Consider the following 21,752-nt stretch of genomic DNA (forward strand, 5'->3'; position numbering starts at 1 on the left):
TGTGGCACGACCTCGCGGCTCCTCGGCACCCGCGTGCCGGTGTCGTGACGTGCCACGCCGTTCCTGACATCGCTTGCGCTGCGCACGAGGTTCATCCAGCGCGCATGTTTTTGCGGAGTGCCATCCGAGAATTGCAGGGACATGCCAAGCTGTCTACCGTTGGCGCACCGGGAATCCCCGGCGGCGGACGGCGGGACGCCGGCGTCAACCGGCCGGAACGCAAGCCCATGACCTGCGATGAACTGGGGCTTTCACGGGAACTTGACGAGCCGGAGGGCGAATCCGCAAAAAACGCAAGCAATATGCGTTCGACGAGCGAGGGCCTGAGGGCCAGCCCTGGGCGTTCAGCGAGGCTCGACCAGCGCGGCGAGGAGGAGGTCGGCCAGCCACTCCTGATAGGCGTCCGCGCTCCACCCCCGCCCCTCGGTGAGCTGGTGGAACAGCCGAGGCCCGGTCAGCGCCCAGCAGGCGTCGGCCGCCCGGGCGACCTCCGCGTCGCGGCGCAGGTCACCGCCATCGGCGAGGTGCCGGACAAAGGCGGTGACCCCGATCAGCCGCTCCTCCTCGCCCAGCTCCAGCACCCGCGCGACCTCGGGCCCCGCCTGCGCCAACTGACTGAAGAGCGCGGCGAGTCGCTCATGGACGCCCCGCACGAACGCGGCGTACAGCCGCACCTTCTCCCGGGCGTCCCGGGTGCGCCAGACCTCCTGGAGCACCGGGCGCCGCCCCATCGGCACCGGTTCGTCGTCGCCGGCGAGTGTCACGTCCCAGAGCGCCTTCACCAGCCCCGTCTTGCCACCGAACCCCTTGTAGATCGTCTCCGGCGAGACGCCGGCCCGCTCCGCCACGGCCCGCACCGTGGTCGCCCGGTAGCCCTCGCTGGCGAGCAGCTCCCGGCAGGCGGCCAGGACGTCGGCGCGCCGACGGCGGGCGGCGTCCTGGCGGCGACTGGCGTCATAGGCCCTCGGTGTCACGCGTTCCACTCCTCCTCGCTTCCGGGCAGCCCGCTTCGGGCCACATCCGTTACAGTCGACTGTAACGAAAGTACCGTCCTCCCGAGGGAGAACCATGTCCCGCCCGGCCCGCCTCACCCCCTCCCGCCAACCCGCCCCCGGCGTACACCGGCTCGGGGACGCCGTGGTCAACTTCTACGCGCTGGAGGAGCCCGACGGCCTGGTGCTGGTCGACGCCGGACTCCCCGGCCACCTCGGCCAGTTCGACCACTGGCTCGCCGCCTCCGGCCACGCGCGGGAGGACGTCCGCGCGGTGCCGCTCACCCACGGCCACCCGGACCACACCGGCCTGGCCCACGCGCTCCAGCGGGACGGCGCCGAGATCTGGGTCCACGAGGCGGACGCGCCCATCCTGCGCCGGGGGCCCCGCAGCGCCCTGCGCCTCGCCCCGTCGGAACGTTCCCCGCTGCCGTACCTGCTGCGCAGGCCGGCGGGGCTCGGCACCCCGCTGCACCTCGCGCGCCGGGGCGCCTTCACCGCCCGCGCGGTGCGCGAGCCGCGCACCTTCGACGCGAGCGGCCCCCTCCCCGGGGTGCCGGGCGCGCCACGTGCCGTGCCGCTGCCGGGGCACACCCCGGGCAGCACCGCCTATCTCTTCGCCGAGCGGGGCCTGCTGTTCACCGGCGACGCCCTCGTCACCCACGACGGGCTGACCGGCCGCCGGGGTCCCACGCTGGTCTGCCGAGGCTTCACCCACGACAGCGAGGCCGCGTTCGCCGCGCTCGACCGGCTGGAGGCGCTGGAGGCCGCGACCGGCGCGGGCCCGCTCCTGCTGCTCCCCGGGCATGGAGACCCGTTCCCCGACGGTCCGTGCGCCGCCGTCGCTCAGGCCCGCCGGGTGGGCCGGCCCTGACCGGAAACGTCGGGCGGGAACCGCGCCGGCCGCTCTGGAATCCCCCGTTGAGCCGCCCTCCGGAGGTGTTCGCGTTCGTGATGTCCACTCCCCAGCCCACGCCGCCCCCGTCGGGGCCTGGGCCCGCCGTCCCCCGCACGCCGCGCCGCGCGGCGCGGATCGCCGTGCTGGACCCGGCGGGGGCGATCTTCCTCTTCCGGTACGACAACGAGGAGGTCGGCGTCCACTGGTCGATGCCCGGCGGCGGGCTCGACCCCGGCGAGTCGACCCGCGAGGGCGCGCTGCGCGAACTCCGCGAGGAGACGGGGTGGTTCGACATCACCCCGGGGCCACTGCTGTGCACCTGGGAACACGACTACACCCGCTCCGGGGTGCCGGTCCGCCAGCACGAGCACATCTATCTCGCCCACGGCCCGCGCCGTGATCTGGGCCCCGGCCTGGCGGCGGCCCACGCCGAGGACGGCATCCTGGCCTGGCGCTGGTGGCCACCGGCCGAACTCGCCACCGCCACCGAGGCGTTGTGGCCACCAACCCTCGCCACCCTGCTCGCCGACCGCGCCCGCACGGGCCCGGTGCACCTGGGCTATGTGCCCAACGAGATCCCCAACGAGGCGCCGCCGCACGGGAGATGACCAACCCGCCCCGGAACGGGGCCCGCTCCCCCGGCAACGCGGGGCGCCCATCGGCCCGTCACCACCCGGCCCCGCTCCGTACCCGACCCGTTGGCAGACGGGAAAGCCACGGATACCCTCGGTAACACGGCAGCCACAGGTTCGTGGGACATTTATGACAGCGCGGGCCGAGTGACCGTTCGGCGCCGCAGCCGCCCCTCGCGAGCCCCCGCCGTCCGGCACTACCGCTGGAACAGCGAGGACCACCCGAACCACCTGGACATTCTGCGGTGGACACCGCTGGACTGACGAGGGTTCTCGCGGCGGTCGAGCGGCTCCGCGCGTGCCCCCGGCGTGGGCGCCCGGCGCGGCCGCACCGAAGAGGAGGATGCTCTCGCCGTCGCGACGCTCCTGCGCACGTTGGAGCGGCAGGTGGAACGGTGTGGGCGACACCGGCCGGACGCCTCCTGACCGGAGGGTCCGGCCCGTTCACTCCAGCAGGTGCCGGTGGGCGCGGCTCCAGGCCGCGCGGGCGCGCAGTTCGTCGAGGTGGCCCTCCGCGACCCAGGCGACCTGCGGCTGTCGGCCCCGGTCCGCCAGCCGGCGGACCAACGCGACCGTGCCGTCCTGAACGGCGATGACCGCGTCCACGAGGCCGGCGGTTCCGGGCAGGCCGTAGCCCTCGGCGAACACCTCGATCCGCCGGCGGCGGTCGGGCGGCTCGGGGTAACGCAGCCAGCGGAGGCACTCGGCGTCGTCGCGGAAAGGGGCGGCGTACTCCAGCGCGTAGGCGATGTCGTGGAGGGGAGCGGCGGGGCGGGCGTAGTCCCAGTCGATCAGGCCGACGGGGCGGCGGCCGTGCCAGACGACGTTCCAGGGGCCGAAGTCCCCGTGGCAGACGATCTCTCCCGGCCCGAGGGTGGAAGCCCCGGTGCACCAGGCCAGGTCGGCGGGTGGCCGGAAGTCGGCCACCGCGCGGTGGTAGTCACGCAGCAGGCGGGCGAAGGCGCGCAGGCCCGCCTCGTCGACGATCCGGGACCAGCCGTCCGGGCCCGAGTCGCCGTCGAGGTGCTCCAGGATCTCCCGCCCCTGGGCGTCGACGCCCAACAGGCGCGGGGCGTAGGGGAATTCGACCTCGGCCAGGTGCCCGAGCAGGGCGTGCACGGCCGGGCTCCAGGGGTGGGTGGGACGGCGGACCGTGTTCCCGACGCGCTCCACCCGGCGGTGGGGGGTGTCCTGAAGCACCTCGGACGGCTCGGGCACCTCGGGCATCGCGGGCGGCTCTCCGTTCGGCATGGGCGGAGGGTCCCGCGCCACCCGGCGCCGGCGCCAACGGATTTCGCCCGCGAACGCGGCGAACGCCGCCGAACGCCGCTGCCGCTACCGGCCACGAACCCTGCCGCCGCACCCGGCCGCCCCGCGCCAAACCCGTTCGACACCGTCCGCCGCCTCCGGAAGGCTGGCGCACATGCGACAGGAGGACATCTGGGACGCCAAGGCCGCCCAGAGCTATGACACGCCCGGCACCGGCATGTTCGCCCCCGAGGTGCTCGGCCCCACCGTGGAGCGCCTCGCCCGACTCGCCGACGGAGGCGCGGCGTTGGAGTTCGCGATCGGAACCGGTCGGGTGGCCGTTCCGCTCGTGGAGCGCGGAGTGCCGGTCACCGGCATCGAGTTGTCGCGGCCGATGGTGGAGCGACTGCGCACCAAGGCGGACGAGGCGACGATCCCGGTCGTGTTCGGCGACATGGCGACCGCCAGCGCCCCGGGCCCGTTCCGCCTCGTCTACCTGGTCTTCAACACCATCTCCAACCTGCTCACGCAGGCCGAACAGGTCGCCTGCTTCCGCAACGCCGCCCGCCACCTGCCGCCCGGCGGGCGGTTCGTGATCGAGCTGTGGGTGCCGGATGTGCGGAAGCTGCCGCCGGGTCAGCAGGCCGTGGTCTGGCACACGGAGGACGGCTACCTCGCCCTGGACACCTATGACGTGCTGCGCCAGCGGGTCGTCTCCCACCACGTCAGATACGGTGACGCCCGTTCGGGGAGGGGCGAGTTGGAGGGGGTGTTCCTCAGCCCGCACCGCTACATCTGGCCGGCGGAGCTGGACCTCATGGCCCAACTGGCCGGATTCGAGCTGGAGTCACGCCACGCCGACTGGGAAGGGACCGAGTTCACCGCCGAGTCGCGCTCCCATGTCTCGGTCTACCGGCTGCCGGACGGGGGGTGAGCCCCGGTCGGGGGCGGGGGCTAGCCCCACCCCCGGAAGACGGGGCCGCTCCATGGTCCGCGTCCCGCCGCGTTCCTACCGTTGATCTCGCACGGGGGAAACGGGAGCGACGCCCGGAACGGGCGGAAGGTGGCGGTGTTCATGGCACGGTTCGGCGGTCGGTTGACCAGGGCGTGGGCGTTGACGGCGGGGGCCGGCGTGCTGGCGACGGGCACGGCGATGGTGGTGGCGCCCCAGGGCGCGGCGTTCGGCCTGACGAGCGACGCCTCCGAGACGTCCCACGAGTCGCGGCTGCGAAGGGACGCGAACGAGGTGGTGGAGACCGGCGCCACCGGGATGGTGGTGGAGGTCGAGGGGGCCGACGGCGAACGGGCCCGGGCGCGGGCCGGGGTGGCGGAGCTGGGGACCGACGAGCCGGTGCCGTGGGGCAGCTACTACCGGATCGGCAGCGACACCAAGACGTTCGTCTCGGTGGTCGCGCTCCAACTCGTCGACGAGGGAAGGATCTCGCTCTCCGACACGGTGGAGGACTGGCTGCCCGGCGTGGTGACCGGCGAGGGCAACGACGGCTCGCGGATCACGGTGGAGAACCTGCTGCGGCAGACCAGCGGGCTGGCCAACTACACCGACATCATCTTCGGCGAGCCGGGGGCGCTGACCCCGGAGCACTACCTGGAGAACCGTTTCGTGTCGATGTCGCCCGAGGAGGCGGTGGCGGTGGCGATGACCGAGCCGCCGGGCTGGCTGCCGGACGCCGATGACCCGGCGGGCGAGACGCGGTGGGAGTACTCCAACACCAACTACGTGCTGGCCGGGATGATCATCGAGGAGGCCACGGGCCACCGCTGGGAGCAGGAGGTGCACGACCGGATCATCGAGCCGCTGGGCCTGGAGCACACCATCTCCCCCGGCAACTCGCCCTACATACCTCGGCCGACGGCGCACGCCTACCTCCAGTTCCCCGGGTACGAGGAGCTGACGGACACCACGCTGACGGCCGACGCCGGCGCCGACGGGGCGATGATCAGCACCCCGGCGGACCGGAACACGTTCCTGCGGGCGCTGATGGACGGAACGCTGCTGTCCGAGGAGCGGCTGGCCGACATGCGACGCACCGTTCCCGCTTCGGCCTTCGGCCCGGGCGCGGAGTACGGGCTGGGCCTGGTCTGGGCGCCGCGCTGCGGGGAGGGCGAGCCGGGGCTGTGGTTCCACGGCGGAACGTCGTTCGGCACGATCTCCGAGGGGGCGGTGACCGAGGACGGCTCGGCGGCGGCGAGCGCGGCCGTGTTCACGGTGCGCTTCGATGACGCCGAGGGGCAGGAGGCCCAGGACGAGGCGACCCTCGAACTGATCGACAACGCCCTGTGCGGCGCCGGGCGTTGACCCAGGCCCGGCCCCCTGCGGGCGCCCGGTGAGCGGGCCCCCGGCAGGCGGGTTGGCGCGGGCGGCGACGGTCCACGGAAGGGGACGACCGTCGCCGCCCGCGCCGGCTCGTGCGCCGGGGTGCTCGCGCGCCCCCGCGCCCCCCGCCGGTGCTCAGGCGGGGACCAGGTCGGGCTTGAGCAGCACCTTGGTCCAGCCCGGGTCGCGCTTGTCGAAGTGGTCGTACGCCTCCGGCGCCTCGGCCAGCGGCAGCCGGTGGGAGACCACGAAGCTCGGGGTCGCCCGGCCGGCGATGATCATGTCGCGCAACTGGCGGTTGTACTGCTTGACGTTGGCCTGGCCGGTGCCCATGCGCAGGCCCTTCTCGAAGAACCGGCCCATCCTGACCAGGAGTTCGCCGTGCTTGGCGGTCTCGCTCGGCCCGCCGGGGTCGGCCGGGACATAGAGCCCGACCACGCCCAGCGCCCCGGTGGCGCGCACCGTCTCGATCAGGGTGTTGAGGACGATCGCCGGCTGTTCCTCGCCCTCCTGGACCGTGGCCTGGTAGCCGACCGCGTCGATGCCCTTGTCGGTTCCCTCGCCACCGGTCTGGTCCTTGATCTGCTCGGCGGCGTCGCCCTTCGAGTAGTCGATCGGGACGGCGCCGATCCGCTCGGCGAGTGCCAGCCGGTCGGGCTGCCGGTCCACGACGAACACCCGGGAGGCGCCGCGCAGTTGGGCCGAGTAGGCGGCCATCAGGCCGACCGGCCCCGCGCCGAAGACGCAGACCGACTCGCCGGGGCTGACGCCGGCCAGCTCGGTGGCGTGGTAGCCGGTGGGGAAGATGTCGGCCAGCAGCGCGAAGTCGTCCTCGTGCTGCTCGCCGCGCGGCAGGGTGAGGCAGTTGAAGTCGGCGAACGGGACCCGCAGGTACTCGGCCTGACCACCCCGGTAGGGCCCCATCGAGACATAGCCGTAGGCGCCGCCGGCGAAGCCCTGGTTGACCGTGAGGCAGAAGCCGGTCTTGCCGGCGAGGCAGTTCTTGCAGAAGCCGCACCCCACGTTGAACGGGAGGACCACGCGGTCGCCCTTCCTGATCCGGGCGACGCCGGGGCCGACCTCCTCCACCACGCCCATGTTCTCGTGGCCGAACACGATGCCCGGCTCGGCGCCGGTCCGCCCCTCGTACATGTGCAGGTCGGACCCGCAGATGGCGGTGGTGGTGATCCGGATGACCACGTCGTTGGGGTCCTCGATCCGCGCGTCGGGAACGTCCTCGACCTTCACGGAGTAGGGCTCGTGGTAAACGACCGCCTTCACAGCTACCTCCCGACATGCACGGCTCCACCCCTTTTTGGGGGCTTTGCTCCACCGTAGTGTCGCCCGGATCACCCCGCGAGCCGATCACCGGGCCGGCGGCCCGGCCGGCCGCCTCCCCCGCCACCGGCCAGTTCACCGTCCGGTATCCCTGAGCGCGGTGTCGGAGGGATGGAGTACGTTCCCCTACATGGCTCGTCCGGTGAAGTCCGCTCGCACACAGCAGTCCTCGCAGCGGCGGAAGGTGCGTCGTGACCTCGCGGCGGCGGCGCTGGAGTTGTTCGCGACCAAGGGGTACGAGGCGACCACGGTCGACGAGATCGCGGCGACGGCCGGCGTCGCGCGGCGGACGTTCTTCCGGCACTTCCGGTCCAAGGAGGAGGCGATCTTCCCGGACCACGACGACACCCTGGAGCGCGTGGAGGCCGTGCTGCTCGACGCCCCCGCCCAGGAGAACCCGATCGACACCGTCTGCCGGGGGATCAAGGAGGTGATGCGGATGTACGCCGCCTCGCCCTCCCTCTCGGTGGCCCGCTACCGCCTCACCCGCGAGGTGCCGGCCCTGCGGGAGCGGGAGATCGCCTCGGTCTCGCGGTACGAACGGCTCTTCACCCGTTACCTGTTGGGCCGCTACGACGAGCACTCGCACCTCGGCGACGAGCCGCTGCTGGCCGAGGTCGCCGCGTCGGCCGTGGTCACCGCGCACAACCACGTGCTGCGCCGCTGGCTGCGCCGGGACGGGCAGGGGGACGTGGAGGCGGCCCTCGACCACGCGTTCACCATCGTCCGGCGGGCGTTCGGCGACCTGCCGGCCAGCGCCGGGCAGCGCGCGGGCGCGCCGCGCGCGGTCACCGACGGCGAGGTCCTGGTCACGGTGGCGCGCACGGACGCCCCGCTGCCCGAGGTGATGCGCGCCATCGAGCGGGCGCTCGACCAGCGGGGCTGAGCCGGCCGCGCGCGGGGCGCGTCGTATCGTCGACGCGTCAACGGCGGCAGCACCGCCACCCGTTCGCTGGAGGACCCCTCGATGACCGACGCCGCCCCGCCCGTTGTCCGGCCGCGCCGCTCCTGCCTCGCCGTGCCGGGGAGCAACCCGCGCTTCCTGGAGAAGGCCCAGCGACTCCCCGCCGACATGGTGTTCCTCGACCTGGAGGACGCCTGCGCCCCGGCCGCCAAGGAGGGGGCGCGCGCCCTGGTGGTGAAGGCGCTCAACGAGGGCGACTGGGGCGACCGGGTGCGCGCGGTGCGGGTCAACGACTGGACGACGCACTGGACCTACCGCGATGTGATCACCGTGGTCGAGGGCGCTGGCGACCGGCTGGACTGCCTGCTGCTGCCCAAGACGCAGGACGCCCAACAGGTGGTGGCCCTCGACCTGTTGCTCACCCAGATCGAGCGGGCGACGGGCCTGCCGGTCGGGCGGATCGGCATCGAGGCCCAGCTGGAGAACGCGCGGGGCCTGCTCAACGTGGAGGAGATCGCCGCCGCGTCGCCCCGCCTCCAGACGCTGGTCTTCGGCCCCGCCGACCTCATGGCCTCGATCCGGATGCGCACCCTGGCGGTGGGCGAGCAGCCGCCGGGTTACCCGGCCGACGCCTACCACCACATCCTGATGAGCATCCTGCTGGCCGCCCGCGCCCACGGCCTCCAGGCGATCGACGGGCCCTACCTCCAGATCCGCGACGCGGACGGCTTCCGGGCGGCGGCCGGCCGCTCGGCGGCGCTGGGCTTCGACGGGAAGTGGGTGCTCCACCCCGACCAGATCGAGCTGGCCAACGAGATCTACGCGCCGTCCCAGGAGGACTACGACCACGCGGAGCTGATCCTGGACGCCTACGCCCACGCCACCTCGGCGGCGGGCGGGGCGCGCGGGGCGGTGATGCTGGGCGAGGAGATGATCGACGAGGCCAGCCGGAAGATGGCGCTGGTGGTGGCGGGGCAGGGCCGCGCCGCCGGGCTGCGGCGCACCTCGGTCTTCACGCCCCCGGAGGGCTGACCCGGCGGCCGGGCCGGGCGCGGCGGCCGGGCGTCGCGGGTGCGCCCGCCGCACCCCGCGCGTTTCGGCCATATCGGGGCCGATCGCGCGACGGCGCGCCGGGCGGCCGATTCTTTGCCGAATGATGGTCCAGCCCCGTGTGCGGGATCATGGGCGAGTTTCGAGGATCTCTCCGGGACTTTTCGGGAGTTTGGGGGAATTACCAGGAGTTCCCTTGGATTTCCGGTCCGCCGGGGAGCGATCGTCCGAACCCACCCCACACGGAGACGAGATCGCGTGACGGAGCGGGAGCGGAGCGTCACATCTGGCCGGTTGACCGGCGGCAAGAGGCTTCCCGGGGCGCCGAAGCCCCCGGGACGATCTTGGAACGACGCCCACCCTCCCGGCCTCGCGGACCGCCGGAAAGCGCGTGCGGATTATCCGTTTCATCCGTTCGTCGAACGACGTCCCGAAGCCACCGCGCGCGCCCGATGAGCCCGCTGGCTTGCCGAGTTACCGCCGTGGACCTATAGCATCGGGACCAAGCCGCCTCGCCTCTGACGGGCGCGGCACACATCGCTACGAAGGTCTCTCATGCCTCACCGCTCATCCTCTCTGCCCAGCGGCCGGGTACGTCTGGCCCGAGGCGCCTCCGCCTGGCTGTTCCCCACGGTCGCCACCGCGGCCGTCAGCCTGGTCAAGGCGCGCGGCTCCGCTCGTTGGGCGACGGTGGCCGTGCCGACCACCGCGCTGGCCGCCGGAATGCTGTGGTTCTTCCGTGACCCGGAACGCGAGATCGGCCAGGGCCGGGTGATCTCCCCGGCGGACGGGGTGGTGCAGTCCATCACCGACTGGCCGGACGGCAGGACGCGGGTGGCGATCTTCATGAGCCCGCTCAACGTCCACGTCAACCGGGCGCCGGTCTCCGGCACCGTGGCCTCCGTGCAGCACATCCCCGGCGGCTACGTCCCCGCGTTCGACAAGGAGAGCGAGAACAACGAGCGCGTCGTGTGGCGCTTCGACAGCGAGCTGGGCGACCTGGAGATGGTGCAGATCGCGGGCGCGGTGGCCCGCCGGATCGTGCCGTACGTCCCGCAGGGCTGCAAGGTCGAGCAGGGCGAGCGGGTCGGGCTGATCCGTTTCGGCTCCCGCGTCGACGTCTACCTGCCCGAGGGCATCGAGCCGGCCGTCGAGGTCGGTCAACGCACGACGGCGGGAGTGACTCGTCTTGACCGTGATTGACCGCAAGTTCACCCGACGATGGGTGGGCGTCGAGGAGGGCGGTGACGCCGACGACGACGCCATGTCGTTGTCGATGCGGCTGTCGATAGCGGACACCCTCACCCTGCTGAACGCCACCTGCGGCTTTCTCGCCGTCTACTTCACCACCACCGGCGTGCTGATCCCGCACCTGACCAACAGCGGGGACGCGGGGGTGGTGCGCAACAACGCGGCCACGGCCGTGCTGTTGATGCTGCTGGCCTCCGTCTTCGACCTCTTCGACGGGCTGGTCGCGCGGAAGCTGCGCGCCTCGCCGATGGGCGCGGAGCTGGACAACCTCTCCGATCTGATCAGTTTCGGTCTCGCTCCGGCCTACTTCGTGCTGGTCTGGGGCATGGTGGTCGGCGACGTTCATGAGCCGCTCTCGGCGCTCGCCGCCACGGTGGTGCTGCTGGCCGTGGTGCTGCGGCTGGCACGATTCTCCTGTGTGACGATGCCCGACGGCGTCTTCCAGGGGATGCCCAGCCCGTTCGGCGCGCTGACCGTCGTCTCGATCGTCCTGCTGGAACTGCCGTTCACGCCCACGCTGCTGGCGATCGGCGGGGTGGCCTGGCTGATGGTGAGCCGGGTCGAGTACCCCAAGCCGCGCGGCACCCTGGCCGTCGCGATGCTCTCCTGGATCGTGCTCAGCATGGCGCTGCTGACCGCGTGGGCCTTCGACGCCCCCGGCGGCCTGCTGATGCTCCAGACCGCCTGCTCGCTCCAGCTGGTGCTGGGCGCGGTGATCCCGCTCTTCGCCATGTGCCGCCGGGTCTATGCCTTCCGCGACAACCGCCGCGAGGCGCGCGCCGGCGCGCAGCCCTGATGGCCGACGCGCCGGGCCCGCCGGGCCGAGAAGCGGCGCGCCCCCGAGTCCTCTCCGACAGCCGCCGGGCCGAGCCCGGCGGCTGTCAGTGCTCCGATGCACAATGGGCCGCATGGAGCTGACCAAGAAGGGCCACGCGTGTGTGCGGCTCACCGAGGGCGGGCGCACGCTGGTGATCGATCCCGGCGCGTTCAGCGAGCCGGACGCGGCGGTGGGCGCGGACGCGCTGTTGATCACCCACGAGCATCCCGACCACTTCGACGAGGGGCGGCTGCGCACCGCGCTGGAGGCCGATCCCGGGTTGCTCGTCCACGCCCCGCGCGCCGTCGCCGAGCGGCTGGAGGGGGCGTTCCCCGGCCGGGTGCGGGTGGTCGGGGACGGGGACGCGCTGGAGGTCGCCGGCTTCCCGGTCGAGGTGCACGGCGAGCTGCACGCCGTGATCCACCCGGACCTGCCGCGCGTGGCCAACGTCGGCTATCTGGTCACGGCCGAGGGCGGCTCCGTCTTCCACCCAGGCGACGCGTTCACCGTGCCGGGCCGCCCGGTGGACACGCTGCTGCTGCCGCTGGCCGCGCCCTGGAGCAAGTTCTCCGAGGTGGTGGAGTACGTCCGCGAGCTGGCGCCGCGCCGGGCGTTCGCCGTGCACGACGGGCTGCTCTCCGAGGTCGGCCTCACCGTCTACGGACGGAACATGGGCCCCCAGGGCCCCGGCGTCGGGCCCACCGAGTACGCGCGGCTGGCCCCGGGCGAGTCCGTCTCCCTCGCGTAGCCTCCGCCCAAGTCCCGGCCGGCGCCGCCTCGTTCGTTCCGCCCCGTTCACCAGTCCCGTCCGTCCCGTACCGATCTCCGAGAGAGCCGTCATGCGCATCGCCACCTGGAACGTCAACTCGATCACCGTGCGGCTGGAGCGGCTGCTCGCCTGGCTGGAGCGGAGCCAGACCGATGTGCTGTGCCTCCAGGAGCTGAAGTGCGACGCCACCGCCTTCCCGGCGGAGCCGCTGCGCGCGGCCGGCTACGAGGCGGCGGTGCACGCCGACGGCCGGTGGAACGGGGTGGCGGTGCTCTCCCGGGTCGGGCTGACCGACGTGGCCCAGGGCCTGACCGGCGGGCCGGCGTTCAACGGCTCGGCCGAGCCGCGCGCGGTCGCGGCCAGTTGCGGCGGGGTGCGCGTCTGGTCGGTCTATGTGCCCAACGGGCGCGAGGTGGGCCATCCGCACTTCGCCTACAAGCTGGCCTGGTTCTCGGCGTTGCGGGAGACGGTCGCCAAGGACGCGGCGGGCCCGGTGCCGTTCGCGGTGCTCGGCGACTTCAACGTGGCGCCGACGGACCACGACGTGTGGGACATCGGGGAGTTCGAGGGCGCCACCCATGTCACGGAGGCGGAGCGCACCGCGCTCGCCGAGCTGCGGAGCACGGGGCTGACCGACGTGGTGCCGCGCCCGTTGAAGTACGAGCGGCCCTTCACCTACTGGGACTACCGCCAGCTGTGCTTCCCGAAGAACCGGGGGATGCGGATCGATCTGGTCTACGGGAACGCGCCGTTCGCGGCCGCCGTCTCGGACGCCTATGTGGACCGGGAGGAGCGGAAGGGCAAGGGCGCCTCGGACCACGCGCCGGTGGTGGTGGACCTGGCGCTGGACGCTGACTGATCGCGCGGGAGGCGTCAAGTGGCCGTCGAAGGGTGGTGGTTGTGCCGTCGGCTGGCGTGAACCGCGCGCCGATGCCGCCCTTCGGTGTCCGGAGTGCGACCCTTGGGTCATGAACATCCCTTTCCTGGACAACTGGCGTAGGCGGCCGACCACCGCGACCGACGCCTGGTCGGACACCGAAGGGGTGGCGGAGCTGCTCGCGGAGTGCGAGCTGCTGCGGGACCGGGCGCTGCGGGCGGGGCTCGTCCTGGCCGACACCCCGGTCTCACTGGAGGCGCTCGACCAGCTGAAGCCGCGCTGGCGGGACGACCCCGAGGAGTTGCCGTGGCTGGCTAACGACGCGGGTCTGTACCTCGGCACGGTGATCGTGCGGTGCGTGCCGGGGGCCCGTTGGGGCCCGGGTCCCGACGGGCGCCCGGTGGTGGAGATGGCCTCGGGCCGGCGGGTCGACGTGGTGGAGGTGGGCCGGGAGTGGGCGGAGGCCGGCTCCCCCGAGCTGTCGCAGGTCTACGCCGAGGTGGCCGAGAACTGACGGCGGCGGCGCGGCGACGCGCGTGCGGGCCCGCCGTGGCCGCCCGTGGGCCTCAGCCGCCGAACGCGATGGTGTACTCCAGGCGCCAACGGTCCCCGGGGACAACGGTGTCCGAGGTCTCCACGGCGCGGTCGTCCGCGTCGTAGTGGGTGCGTTCGACGGCCGTCACGCACTGGCCGGGCGAGCAGCCGAGGGCCTCAGCCTCGGCCCCCGTCGCCGGCCGAGAGCCGACGACCTCGCGGGCCCGCACCACCCGGATTCCGATGGCGGCGAACCGGCCGCGCACCCCGCGCCGCGCGTAGGGGCCGCGTTCGGGGAAGGCCACGTCCGTGCCCTCGGTGAGGGCCAACGGCTCCCAGCTGGTGGACAGTTGCAGCGGCCGCCGGTCGGCCAGGTACTCGTACTGGGTGCACATCAGCGGCTCCCCATGGGGCACGCCGAGCCGCTCGGCGATGCCGGGCGGGGCGACCGTGGGCGTGGAGACCGCCTCCCAGGTGATCTCGGGCTGCTCGCTCAACTCGCCGACCAGCGCGGTGACTCCGGCGGCCAGCGGGGAGTCCACGGCGTCCGTGGAGCGCAGCAGCGCGCCGATGGGGGCGCGGTCGCTGACGAAGACCCCGCGCCCGAACTGGCCGGTGGCGTACCCCGCCGCCTTGAGGACGCGCACGGCGCGGTCAACGGTCTGGTCGCTGGCCCCGTAGGTCCGCTTCAGCTCGGCCCGGGAGGGGATGCGCGCCCCCACAGGCAGGGCTCCCTCGTCGATCTGTCGACGCAGATCGTCCGCGATGCGCTGGTACATCGGCCGGCTGTCGGCCATCCAGGAACTCCCTTCCACGGCCACGAGGCGTACGTACCCGCTCGCACAGGCTACGTCACACCGCGTCAGAGTTCCTTACTGGTGGTGAGCCCCGGCGGTCGGGTGGTGGCCGCCTTGGTCACGTCGGCGACCAGTTCCACCACATCCGCGCCATATGCCTGGGAGTTGACGACCTTGAGCAGCAGGCAGAACGTGCCGGAGGAGCCGTGCTTGCGGGCCAGCCTCGTGTGGTGCCTGGCCAGATAGCGGGTGGCCGCCTGGTTGGTGACCGAGCGCTGGCCGCAGGCCAGGAAGACCGGGCGGTCGCCCTCGCCGGCGGTCAGCCGGGCGAGCAGGACGTACTCGGCGACGCCCGGGTCGAGTCGGTAGCGCTCGCTGCCGATGTGCAGGGCCCAGCGGTCGGGCCCCTCGGCGTCTGTGTTCACCAGGACGCCCGGCAGCAGGCTGGAGAGGTGGGCCGCCGAGCGGCGGTTGGCGACGGGGCCGCCGAGGCAGAACTCGGTGCGCTCCCCGAAGCCCTGTTGGGCGGTCTCGCCGGATATCAGCTGGGCGGTGGCGCCGGAGTTCCTGATCACGGCGGCCAGCTCCAGCAGCGCCAGCACGTCGTTGCGGGCGACCGCGCCGTCGGCCGTGGTGTCGCGGCCGACGACCAGCAGGCACTCGGAGTTGTCGGGGAGCCCGAAGAAGTTCTGTTGGCGGCGGCGGGCGCGGGTGGCCAGCCGGCCGCGCAGCGCCGCTCCCAACACGAGGGCGACCAGCGCGGTGGCGGCCACCGCGATCACGAGCAGCAGCGCTTCGTCATCCATGGCCGGGAATCTACCGGCGCGGTGTGACGGGCACGAGCCCCTCCGCGCGGCAGTCCACGGGGGCGAGCGCCGGAACGCCGGGCGTGCGGTCGGTGGTTCGCGCCGTGGGGGGCGGCGTCACGCCATCGGGTTCCGGCCAGATGTCGGGGCGGGCGACGCGGGACCGGCCGGCGCCGGGCCCTCGGGCGCGGGCCCGTCGGGCGCGGGCTCGTCGGCGTAGCGGCGGGCCAGGCCGCGCACCGCCTCGGCGACGGCGGTGCGCAGCGCGGGCGGCCCCAGCACCTCGGCCTCGTCGCCCAGTCGCAGCAGGTCGCCGACGGCGATGCGCGTGGACTCCACGGGCAGGTCGACGACGCGCCAGCCGTGCTCGTCCGGGGGCGCGGCCTCGGCCATGGCCTGGGCGCCGGGCGCGCCGTAGAGCATGGTCAACAGCCGCCCGGCGCGCGGCGATATCCGCAGCCGCGCCGTCTGGCGGTAGCGGGCGGCCTCCAGCGCGCGGGTGGACTCGGCCCAGTGGGCGGCGAGGTCGAAGTCGGCCGGGCGCTCGAAGCGCTCCTCGCCCAGGCGCACCTCGCCGAAGCGGGCCACCCGGTAGCCGCGCACCGACCCCTCGTCCTCTCCCGTCGCCTCCGGCCGGTGGCGGAGCGCCAGCAGGTACCAGATGCCGCTCTTGAGGACCAGGCCGAGCGGTCGCAGCTCCCGTTCGCCCGCGCCGCGCCAGCCCCGGTAGTGGGCGCGGAGGGGGCGCTGCTCCCACACGGCCCGGGCGACGGCGGCCAGTTGGGGAACGGGCTCGGACTCGCGGAACCAGCCGGGGGCGTCGAGATGGAAGCGCTGGGTGATCCGTTCGGTGCGCGCGGCCAGCTCGGCGGGCAGCGCGGCGCGCAGCTTCAGCTGGGCGGCGGCGAGTTCGGCGCCCAGCCCCAACTCCTGGGCGGCGCCGGGGACTCCGGCCAGGAAGAGCGACTCGGCCTGGCCGTCGGTGAGGCCGGTGAGCCGGGTGCGGTAGCCCTCCATCAGCCGGTATCCGCCGGCCGGGCCCCGGTCGGCGGTGACCGGGACGCCGGATGCGGCGAGAGCCTCGATGTCCCGGTAGACGGTGCGCACCGACACCTCCAGCTCAGCGGCCAGTTCGGGGGCGGTCAGCCGGCCCCGGTTCTGGAGGAGCAGAAGGAGGGAGAGCAGTCGGTCCGCGCGCATGGTTCTCATTGTGCCGCTGTACCTGACAGAAGATGTCAGGTACAGCGATGAGAGTGGTCACCGCACAGCGCGGAACGGGCAGTTCCGCGCAGTTTCGGCAGAACGTCATGAGTTCGGAAGAGACCAGGAGAGACTGTGCCCAGCACCCCGATCGACCAGGCCATCGCGACCCACGCACACCAGCTCACCGGCACCTTCTCCTTCGCCGACTGGCAGGAGCGCGCGCTGACCCCCGAGGGCGCCGAGGGGCCCCGGCTCGCCCAGGCCACGGTCACCAACCACTTCTCCGGCGGCGTGGAGGCGGCGGACACCGTCTGTGACTACGCGATCGTCTACACCCACGGGCGGGCGGGCAGCTTCACCGGGCTTGAGCTGCTGACCGGCACGGTGGACGGCCGCACCGGCACCTTCGTCTTGGAGGAGCGCGGCTCCTTCACCGAGGACGGCTCGGTGACCTGCGAACTCACCGTGGTGCCCGGCAGCGGCACGGGCGAGCTGGCCGGGCTGACCGGGGCGGGCGGCTTCGTCTACCGGGCGGGTACCAAGGAAGTTCCCTACACGTTCGGCTACACCCTGCCCGAGGGCGACTGACCGACCCCGGGGAGTCGCGGGGGTCCGTCGGCCGGGTAGTCCGGCCGGCGGGCGGGTACTCGGGGCGTTCGGGAAGCGCAACGGAAGGGAGCCGTCCGATGTCCCGGATGTCGATGTTCCAGCAGGTCCCGGTCGAGGACGCGAGCGCGGCCGCCGGCCGGCCCGTGGTGGGTTCCTATCCCGACTACCCGCGCGCCCAGCGGGCCGTGGACTTCCTCTCCGACAACCGCTTCCCCGTGGAGCGAACCGCCATCGTGGGCACGGACCTGCGCATGGTGGAGACGGTGCTCGGCCGGCTCACCCGAGGCCGGGCGGCCGGCGCGGGGGCCGGGGCCGGCGCCTGGTTCGGCCTGCTGGTGGGACTGCTGCTGTCGCTCTTCGCGGAGAGCGGGGCCAGCGTCGTGCTGCTGATCCTCAGCGGTGTGGTCTATGGCGCGGTCTTCGGGGCGATCTTCGGCTTCGTGGGCCAGGCGATGACGGGAGGCCGACGCGACTTCGCCTCGCGCAGCCGGATCGTCGCCGCCCACTACGACGTCGTCGCCGACGAGGAGGTCGCGGAGGACGCCAGAAACCAGTTGACCAAGCTGGGGTGGCGGGAGAGTTGACGCTCCGCCCGCCCGGCGCCCGTTCCCCAGCCGGTGAGGGTGGCCTCAGCCGGTGAAGGTGGCCTCAGCCGGTGAGGGTGGCCTTCCACAGCTCCTCGCTGGGCCACCGCCTGGCCCAGGACGCGGTGACCTCCGGGTAGTCGCGCGCGCCGGCCCCCGGCGCCGGGACCTCGATCAGGTCGTCCACGGTGAAGCCGTTCTCCCGCAGCAGCCGGACCAGGTCGCCGTGCGGGAGCGTGAACTCGACGCCGCCACCGTGCGGCAGCCGGTGACCGCCGAAGTAGGGCCGCAGCAGCCGCTCCTCCGCCGGCCCGTCCTCGGGCCGGCAGGCCGCGAAGAACGGGGAGCGCCGGCTGAACGCGAGCCGCCCGCCCGGCTCCAGCAGCCGGGCGGCCTCGGGTATCCAGCGGTACGGGTCGCACCAGAGCGAGGCCCCGTAGTCGCTGATCGCCAGCGCGAACCGGCCGTCGCGCAGCGGCACCCGCTCGGCGTCCGCGAGCAACAGGGCGATGTCGAGGCCGAATTCGGCCCGCAGGGCGCGGGCGGTCGCCAACTGCGCGGCCGAGAGATCGACTCCGACCGGGCGTGCTCCCATTCTGGCCAGCCAGGCGGACACATAACCCGTTCCACAGCCGAGTTCGACCACATCCCGACCGGAGATGTCCTCGGGGATCAGCCGGGCCCGGGACTCGGGGGTCGCCCACAGGCCCCAGGTGGGCTCGCGCTGCTCCCAGTGGGCCCGGGCCAACGGGGCGTGGTAGGCGGCGCGTTCCTCGTCCCAGTGGGTTCGGTTGCGCGCGATGTGGTCGGCGGTCGCGGCGTCCGGGCCGGCGTCGGCGCCGGCGTTCCCTCTGGTGGTCATCCGCTTGGTGGTCATCCGCCCATCCCACCGGCTCGGTCGGGATGGGGCAACAGCGTTACGCCGTGTCCCCCGGGACGTGCGGGCCCCGGGGGCGCGCGCTCAGCGGGGCGTGCGCAGGCGCAGGCTGTGCATTCCGCCGTCAACGGGGAGCGCGGTGCCGGTCACCGCGCCGGCGCCGGGGCCGGCCAACTGGGCGATGGCCTCGGCCACTTCGACGGCGGCGACCAGGCGCCCGGTCGGCTGGCGCGCCTCCAGCGCCGCGCGTTCCGCCGCCGGGTCGTCGGCGGCGGCCAGCAGCCGTCCCACCCAGGGGGTGTCGACGGTGCCGGGGTTGACGCAGTTGACCCGGATGCCCTGCGGCAGCAGATCGGCCGCCGTGGCCCTGGTCAGGGCCAACAGCGCGCCCTTGGTCGCCGAGTAGAGCGCGCGGTCGGGCAGCCCCGTGGTGGCCGCGACCGAGCAGGTGTTGACGATCGCGGCGGCCGGGGAGCGGCGCAGCCAGGGCAGCGCGGCGCGGGTCACGCGCACGACGCCCAACAGGTTGACGTCGAGAACCCGGTGCCACTCCTCGTCCGGGTTGTCCTCGATGGTGCCGGCGGCGCCGATGCCCGCGTTGTTCACCAGGATGTCCACGCCGCCGAGCGCCTCGGCGGCGGCCGACACCGCCCGCCGCACCGAGGCGTCGTCGGTCACGTCGGCCGACAGGCCGAGCAGCGGCTGGGGCACCTCGGGGTTGAGGTCGAGGCAGGCGACGCGCGCGCCGCGTTCGGACAGCAGCGTGGCGGTGGCCAGGCCGATGCCGGAGGCGCCGCCGGTGACCAGGGCGGTCAGGCCGGCGAACGGGCGCCCGGCCTCGGGCGGTGCGGGGCTGGGGTCGGCGGGCGGGGTCGGGTCGGTCGACGGGGTCGGGTCGGCGGTCACGGAAGCTCCCTCCAGACGGGGCCCTCGGGGTAGCGGTGCGCGGCGACCGACTCGGGGCGCAACTCGGCGCCGAGGCCCGGTGTCAGTGGCGCGAGGTAGTGTCCATCACGCAGGGTGACCGGAGCGGTGAAGTGTTCGTGGAGGTGGTCGACATACTCGATGACCCGGTTCTCGGTGGTCCCACTGACCGCCACATAGTCGAACATGGCGAGGTGCTGCACCATCTCGCACAGGCCCACGCCACCGGCGTGCGGGCACACGGGGACGCCGAACCTGGCGGCCAGCAGCAGGATCGCGACGTTCTCCGTGACGCCGGCCACGCGGGACGCGTCGAGCTGGAGCACGTCGATCGCCCCGGCCTGGAGCAGCTGCTTGAACATCACCTGGTTCTGGCAGTGTTCGCCGGTGGCCACCCGGATCGGGGCGACGGCGCGGCGGATGGCGGCGTGGCCCATGATGTCGTCGGGCGAGGTGGGTTCCTCGATCCAGTAGGGATCGAGGGGCGCCAGCGGGCGCAGCCAGTCGATGGCCTCGGCCACGCCCCACGCCTGGTTGGCGTCGATGGCGATGCGAACGTCGGGGCCCACGGCCTCCCGCGCCAGGCTCAGCCGCCGCCGATCGGCCTCGGCGTCGGCCCCCACCTTCAGCTTGATCTGGCGGAAGCCGTCGGCCACGGCCTCCCTGGCGAGCCGGACGAGCTTCTCGTCGGTGTAGCCGAGCCAGCCGGGGGTGGTGGTGTAGGCGGGAAAGCCGCGCTCCAGGAGGCGCCTGGTGCGCTCTTCGCGCCCGGGGGCGGCGCCCCGCAGGATGTCGAGCGCCTCCTCGGGGGTGAGGGCGTCCCGTAGATAGCGGAAGTCGACGAGGGAGACGAGCTGTTCGGGGCTCATCTCGGCGAGCAGCCGCCACACCGGCTTGCCGGCGAGCCGGCCGGCGAGGTCCCAGAGGGCGTTGTCGACGGCTGCGGCGGCCATGTGGATCACGCCCTTGGCCGGGCCGAGCCAACGGAGTTGGCTGTCGCCGACCAGTTCGCGGTTGAACGCCCCCGGATCGGCGAGGAGTTCGGCGACCGACCGGCCGACGACCAGGGGCCTCAGCGCGGCGACGGCGGCGGCCTGGACCTCGTTGCCCCGACCGACGGTGAAGGCGAGGCCGTGGCCCTGGGCGCTGTCGCTGGTGCGGATCGTGACATAGGTGGCGGAGTAGTCGGGTTCGGGATTCATGGCGTCGGAGCCGTCCAGCTCCCGTGAGGTGGGGAACCGGACGTCCGAGACGTCCAACGAGACGATCTGCTCAGTCATGGGGCCTGCCGGGCTGGTGGTGGTGGTTGTCGTGTCCCGGGGCTCCGGGGGCGGCGGCTCCACCCCCGGAGAGAGCCAAGACATGGGATCTATTGATAGGCCCGACGGTCCCCGCCGTCCAGCCCTGGCCACAACGCCGCTGGTTACCGGACTCAACAAACGTTCCTCGGGGCACAGGACATCACACCCTCTCGCCGAAGGTGGGATCTTTCTGTTAGGGTCCTGGCGTCCAAGGCCCTTGCGAGGTTGAGCAGATGTCGCTGACCGACAACGCCATCACCCGCATCCGGGAGCTGATCCGGTCCGGCGCGCTCCCTCCGGGTGCCAAGCTGCCCCCGGAGCAACAGCTGGCGGCCGAACTCGGCCTGTCGCGCAACCTGATGCGCGAGGCCGTCAAGGCCCTGGTGGTGGCCCGGGTGCTGGAGATCCGCCGGGGCGACGGGACCTATGTCACCAGCCTGCAACCCCGGCTGCTGCTGGAGGGGCTGGCGGTGGCCGTCGAGCTGCTGCACGGCGAGACCCTGCTCGAACTCACCGAGACCCGCCGGCTGTTCGAGCCGGTGGCCACCGGACTCGCGGCCCAGCGGATGACCCCGGAGGCGCTGGCCGTGGTGGCCGGGGAGCTGGAGGCGATGCGCGCCGCAAGGGACGACGTTGAGCTGCTGGTCCAGCACGACGCGGCGTTCCACCGGGCGGTGTTGGCGGCGACGGGCAACGAGACGCTGGTCTCGCTGCTGGACGGGATCTCGGGGCGAACGCTGCGGGGCCGGATCTGGCGTGCGCTGGTCGACGAGCACGCCTCGGAGCGGACCCTCGCGGAGCACGAGGCCATCTACCAGGCGCTGGCGGCGGGCGACGCGGCGCTGGCGCAGGCCACCGCGCTGATGCATGTGAGCAGCACGGAGCACTGGCTGCGGCGCCATTTGGAGGCACAGCGGGCGATCGAGGCCGCCGACGCCGCCCGGGGCGCGGGCCGGCCGGAGGCCGCCGAGGCGGAGCGGCCCGGCGGGCCGGCCGGCCGCTCCTC

Annotated in this window: 23 protein-coding genes; 14 read left to right on the plus strand and 9 right to left on the minus strand. The window is 73.3% G+C overall.

The window, feature by feature from the left end; genetic code table 11:
- Positions 1-344 precede the first annotated feature (344 nt).
- On the minus strand, positions 345-974 hold the full coding sequence (locus EBN88_RS09285) for a TetR/AcrR family transcriptional regulator (protein ID WP_233580557.1): 630 nt from the start codon (positions 972-974) through the stop codon (positions 345-347).
- A gap of 94 nt (positions 975-1,068) precedes the next feature.
- Here EBN88_RS09285 and EBN88_RS09290 point away from each other — a divergent pair, with 94 nt between their 5' ends.
- Complete coding sequence (locus tag EBN88_RS09290; RefSeq protein WP_122183332.1) at positions 1,069-1,866, plus strand: MBL fold metallo-hydrolase; 798 nt, start codon at positions 1,069-1,071, stop codon at positions 1,864-1,866.
- Positions 1,867-1,946: 80 nt separating this feature from the next.
- Positions 1,947-2,498 carry an NUDIX hydrolase gene (locus tag EBN88_RS09295; RefSeq protein ID WP_122183348.1) on the plus strand — a complete coding sequence of 184 codons (552 nt, stop codon included), beginning with the start codon at positions 1,947-1,949 and terminating at the stop codon, positions 2,496-2,498.
- 468 nt (positions 2,499-2,966) lie between these two features.
- Here the strand turns inward: EBN88_RS09295 and EBN88_RS09300 are convergent, their stop codons facing one another.
- Positions 2,967-3,773 (minus strand): phosphotransferase, encoded by an 807-nt coding sequence (locus EBN88_RS09300; RefSeq protein ID WP_233580558.1) that lies wholly within the window; start codon positions 3,771-3,773, stop codon positions 2,967-2,969.
- A gap of 172 nt (positions 3,774-3,945) precedes the next feature.
- Between EBN88_RS09300 and EBN88_RS09305 the strand changes: the two genes are divergently transcribed.
- Both EBN88_RS09305 and EBN88_RS09310 read left to right on the plus strand, forming a co-directional pair.
- Positions 3,946-4,704, plus strand: a complete 759-nt coding sequence (locus EBN88_RS09305; RefSeq protein WP_122183334.1) for a class I SAM-dependent methyltransferase — start codon at positions 3,946-3,948, stop codon at positions 4,702-4,704.
- Between the two features lie 141 nt (positions 4,705-4,845).
- Positions 4,846-6,087, plus strand: a complete 1,242-nt coding sequence (locus EBN88_RS09310; protein WP_122183349.1) for a serine hydrolase domain-containing protein — start codon at positions 4,846-4,848, stop codon at positions 6,085-6,087.
- A gap of 153 nt (positions 6,088-6,240) precedes the next feature.
- On the opposite strand, the gene EBN88_RS09315 is transcribed toward EBN88_RS09310, so the two are convergent.
- Positions 6,241-7,386: a glutathione-independent formaldehyde dehydrogenase gene (locus EBN88_RS09315; protein WP_122183335.1), complete on the minus strand. Its 1,146-nt coding sequence runs from the start codon at positions 7,384-7,386 to the stop codon at positions 6,241-6,243.
- A gap of 187 nt (positions 7,387-7,573) precedes the next feature.
- On the opposite strand from EBN88_RS09315, the gene EBN88_RS09320 reads away from it, so the two are divergent.
- The 7 genes from EBN88_RS09320 to EBN88_RS09350 all read left to right on the plus strand — a co-directional run bounded on the left by EBN88_RS09320 (position 7,574) and on the right by EBN88_RS09350 (position 13,625).
- A complete protein-coding gene (locus EBN88_RS09320) occupies positions 7,574-8,329 on the plus strand; it encodes a TetR family transcriptional regulator (protein ID WP_122183336.1) in 756 nt (251 codons plus the stop codon).
- 81 nt (positions 8,330-8,410) lie between these two features.
- Positions 8,411-9,379 (plus strand): HpcH/HpaI aldolase/citrate lyase family protein, encoded by a 969-nt coding sequence (locus EBN88_RS09325; protein ID WP_122183337.1) that lies wholly within the window; start codon positions 8,411-8,413, stop codon positions 9,377-9,379.
- Between the two features lie 573 nt (positions 9,380-9,952).
- Positions 9,953-10,600 (plus strand): phosphatidylserine decarboxylase, encoded by a 648-nt coding sequence (locus EBN88_RS09330; protein ID WP_122183338.1) that lies wholly within the window; start codon positions 9,953-9,955, stop codon positions 10,598-10,600.
- A gap of 61 nt (positions 10,601-10,661) precedes the next feature.
- Positions 10,662-11,444 (plus strand): CDP-alcohol phosphatidyltransferase family protein, encoded by a 783-nt coding sequence (gene pssA, locus EBN88_RS09335; protein WP_122183350.1) that lies wholly within the window; start codon positions 10,662-10,664, stop codon positions 11,442-11,444.
- Between the two features lie 112 nt (positions 11,445-11,556).
- The gene (locus EBN88_RS09340; protein ID WP_122183351.1) at positions 11,557-12,213 is read left to right on the plus strand and encodes an MBL fold metallo-hydrolase; all 657 of its coding nucleotides are present in this window, start codon (positions 11,557-11,559) and stop codon (positions 12,211-12,213) included.
- Positions 12,214-12,304: 91 nt separating this feature from the next.
- A complete protein-coding gene (locus EBN88_RS09345) occupies positions 12,305-13,093 on the plus strand; it encodes an exodeoxyribonuclease III (protein ID WP_122183339.1) in 789 nt (262 codons plus the stop codon).
- A 109-nt stretch (positions 13,094-13,202) separates the two neighbouring features.
- Entirely contained in the window at positions 13,203-13,625 is a 423-nt protein-coding gene (locus EBN88_RS09350) for a DUF6278 family protein (RefSeq protein ID WP_122183340.1), read from the plus strand.
- A 52-nt stretch (positions 13,626-13,677) separates the two neighbouring features.
- Here EBN88_RS09350 and EBN88_RS09355 read toward each other — a convergent pair whose 3' ends face one another.
- The 3 genes from EBN88_RS09355 to EBN88_RS09365 all read right to left on the minus strand — a co-directional run bounded on the left by EBN88_RS09355 (position 13,678) and on the right by EBN88_RS09365 (position 16,448).
- A complete protein-coding gene (locus EBN88_RS09355; RefSeq protein ID WP_122183341.1) occupies positions 13,678-14,442 on the minus strand; it encodes a GntR family transcriptional regulator in 765 nt (254 codons plus the stop codon).
- A gap of 65 nt (positions 14,443-14,507) precedes the next feature.
- A complete protein-coding gene (locus EBN88_RS09360) occupies positions 14,508-15,248 on the minus strand; it encodes a hypothetical protein (RefSeq protein ID WP_122183342.1) in 741 nt (246 codons plus the stop codon).
- A 117-nt stretch (positions 15,249-15,365) separates the two neighbouring features.
- Positions 15,366-16,448, minus strand: a complete 1,083-nt coding sequence (locus EBN88_RS09365; protein WP_199742305.1) for a helix-turn-helix transcriptional regulator — start codon at positions 16,446-16,448, stop codon at positions 15,366-15,368.
- Between the two features lie 135 nt (positions 16,449-16,583).
- Here EBN88_RS09365 and EBN88_RS09370 point away from each other — a divergent pair, with 135 nt between their 5' ends.
- Together EBN88_RS09370 and EBN88_RS09375 are read left to right on the plus strand one after the other, a co-directional pair.
- Positions 16,584-17,039 (plus strand): DUF3224 domain-containing protein, encoded by a 456-nt coding sequence (locus EBN88_RS09370; RefSeq protein WP_233580559.1) that lies wholly within the window; start codon positions 16,584-16,586, stop codon positions 17,037-17,039.
- Positions 17,040-17,137: 98 nt separating this feature from the next.
- Positions 17,138-17,644, plus strand: a complete 507-nt coding sequence (locus EBN88_RS09375) for a general stress protein (protein ID WP_233580560.1) — start codon at positions 17,138-17,140, stop codon at positions 17,642-17,644.
- Positions 17,645-17,708: 64 nt separating this feature from the next.
- Here the strand turns inward: EBN88_RS09375 and EBN88_RS09380 are convergent, their stop codons facing one another.
- The 3 genes from EBN88_RS09380 to EBN88_RS09390 form a co-directional block, all read right to left on the minus strand.
- Positions 17,709-18,521 (minus strand): class I SAM-dependent methyltransferase, encoded by an 813-nt coding sequence (locus EBN88_RS09380; protein WP_233580561.1) that lies wholly within the window; start codon positions 18,519-18,521, stop codon positions 17,709-17,711.
- A gap of 84 nt (positions 18,522-18,605) precedes the next feature.
- Positions 18,606-19,337: an SDR family NAD(P)-dependent oxidoreductase gene (locus tag EBN88_RS09385; RefSeq protein ID WP_233580562.1), complete on the minus strand. Its 732-nt coding sequence runs from the start codon at positions 19,335-19,337 to the stop codon at positions 18,606-18,608.
- Between the two features lie 86 nt (positions 19,338-19,423).
- Positions 19,424-20,725: an enolase C-terminal domain-like protein gene (locus EBN88_RS09390; protein ID WP_122183345.1), complete on the minus strand. Its 1,302-nt coding sequence runs from the start codon at positions 20,723-20,725 to the stop codon at positions 19,424-19,426.
- A gap of 254 nt (positions 20,726-20,979) precedes the next feature.
- Between EBN88_RS09390 and EBN88_RS09395 the strand changes: the two genes are divergently transcribed.
- Positions 20,980-21,752, plus strand: a 773-nt coding sequence (locus tag EBN88_RS09395; protein ID WP_147472688.1) for a FadR/GntR family transcriptional regulator, incomplete at its 3' end; no start/stop codon positions are given.

This window comes from Streptomyces triticirhizae, assembly GCF_003696235.1.
GTDB lineage: Bacteria > Actinomycetota > Actinomycetes > Streptomycetales > Streptomycetaceae > Streptomyces > Streptomyces triticirhizae.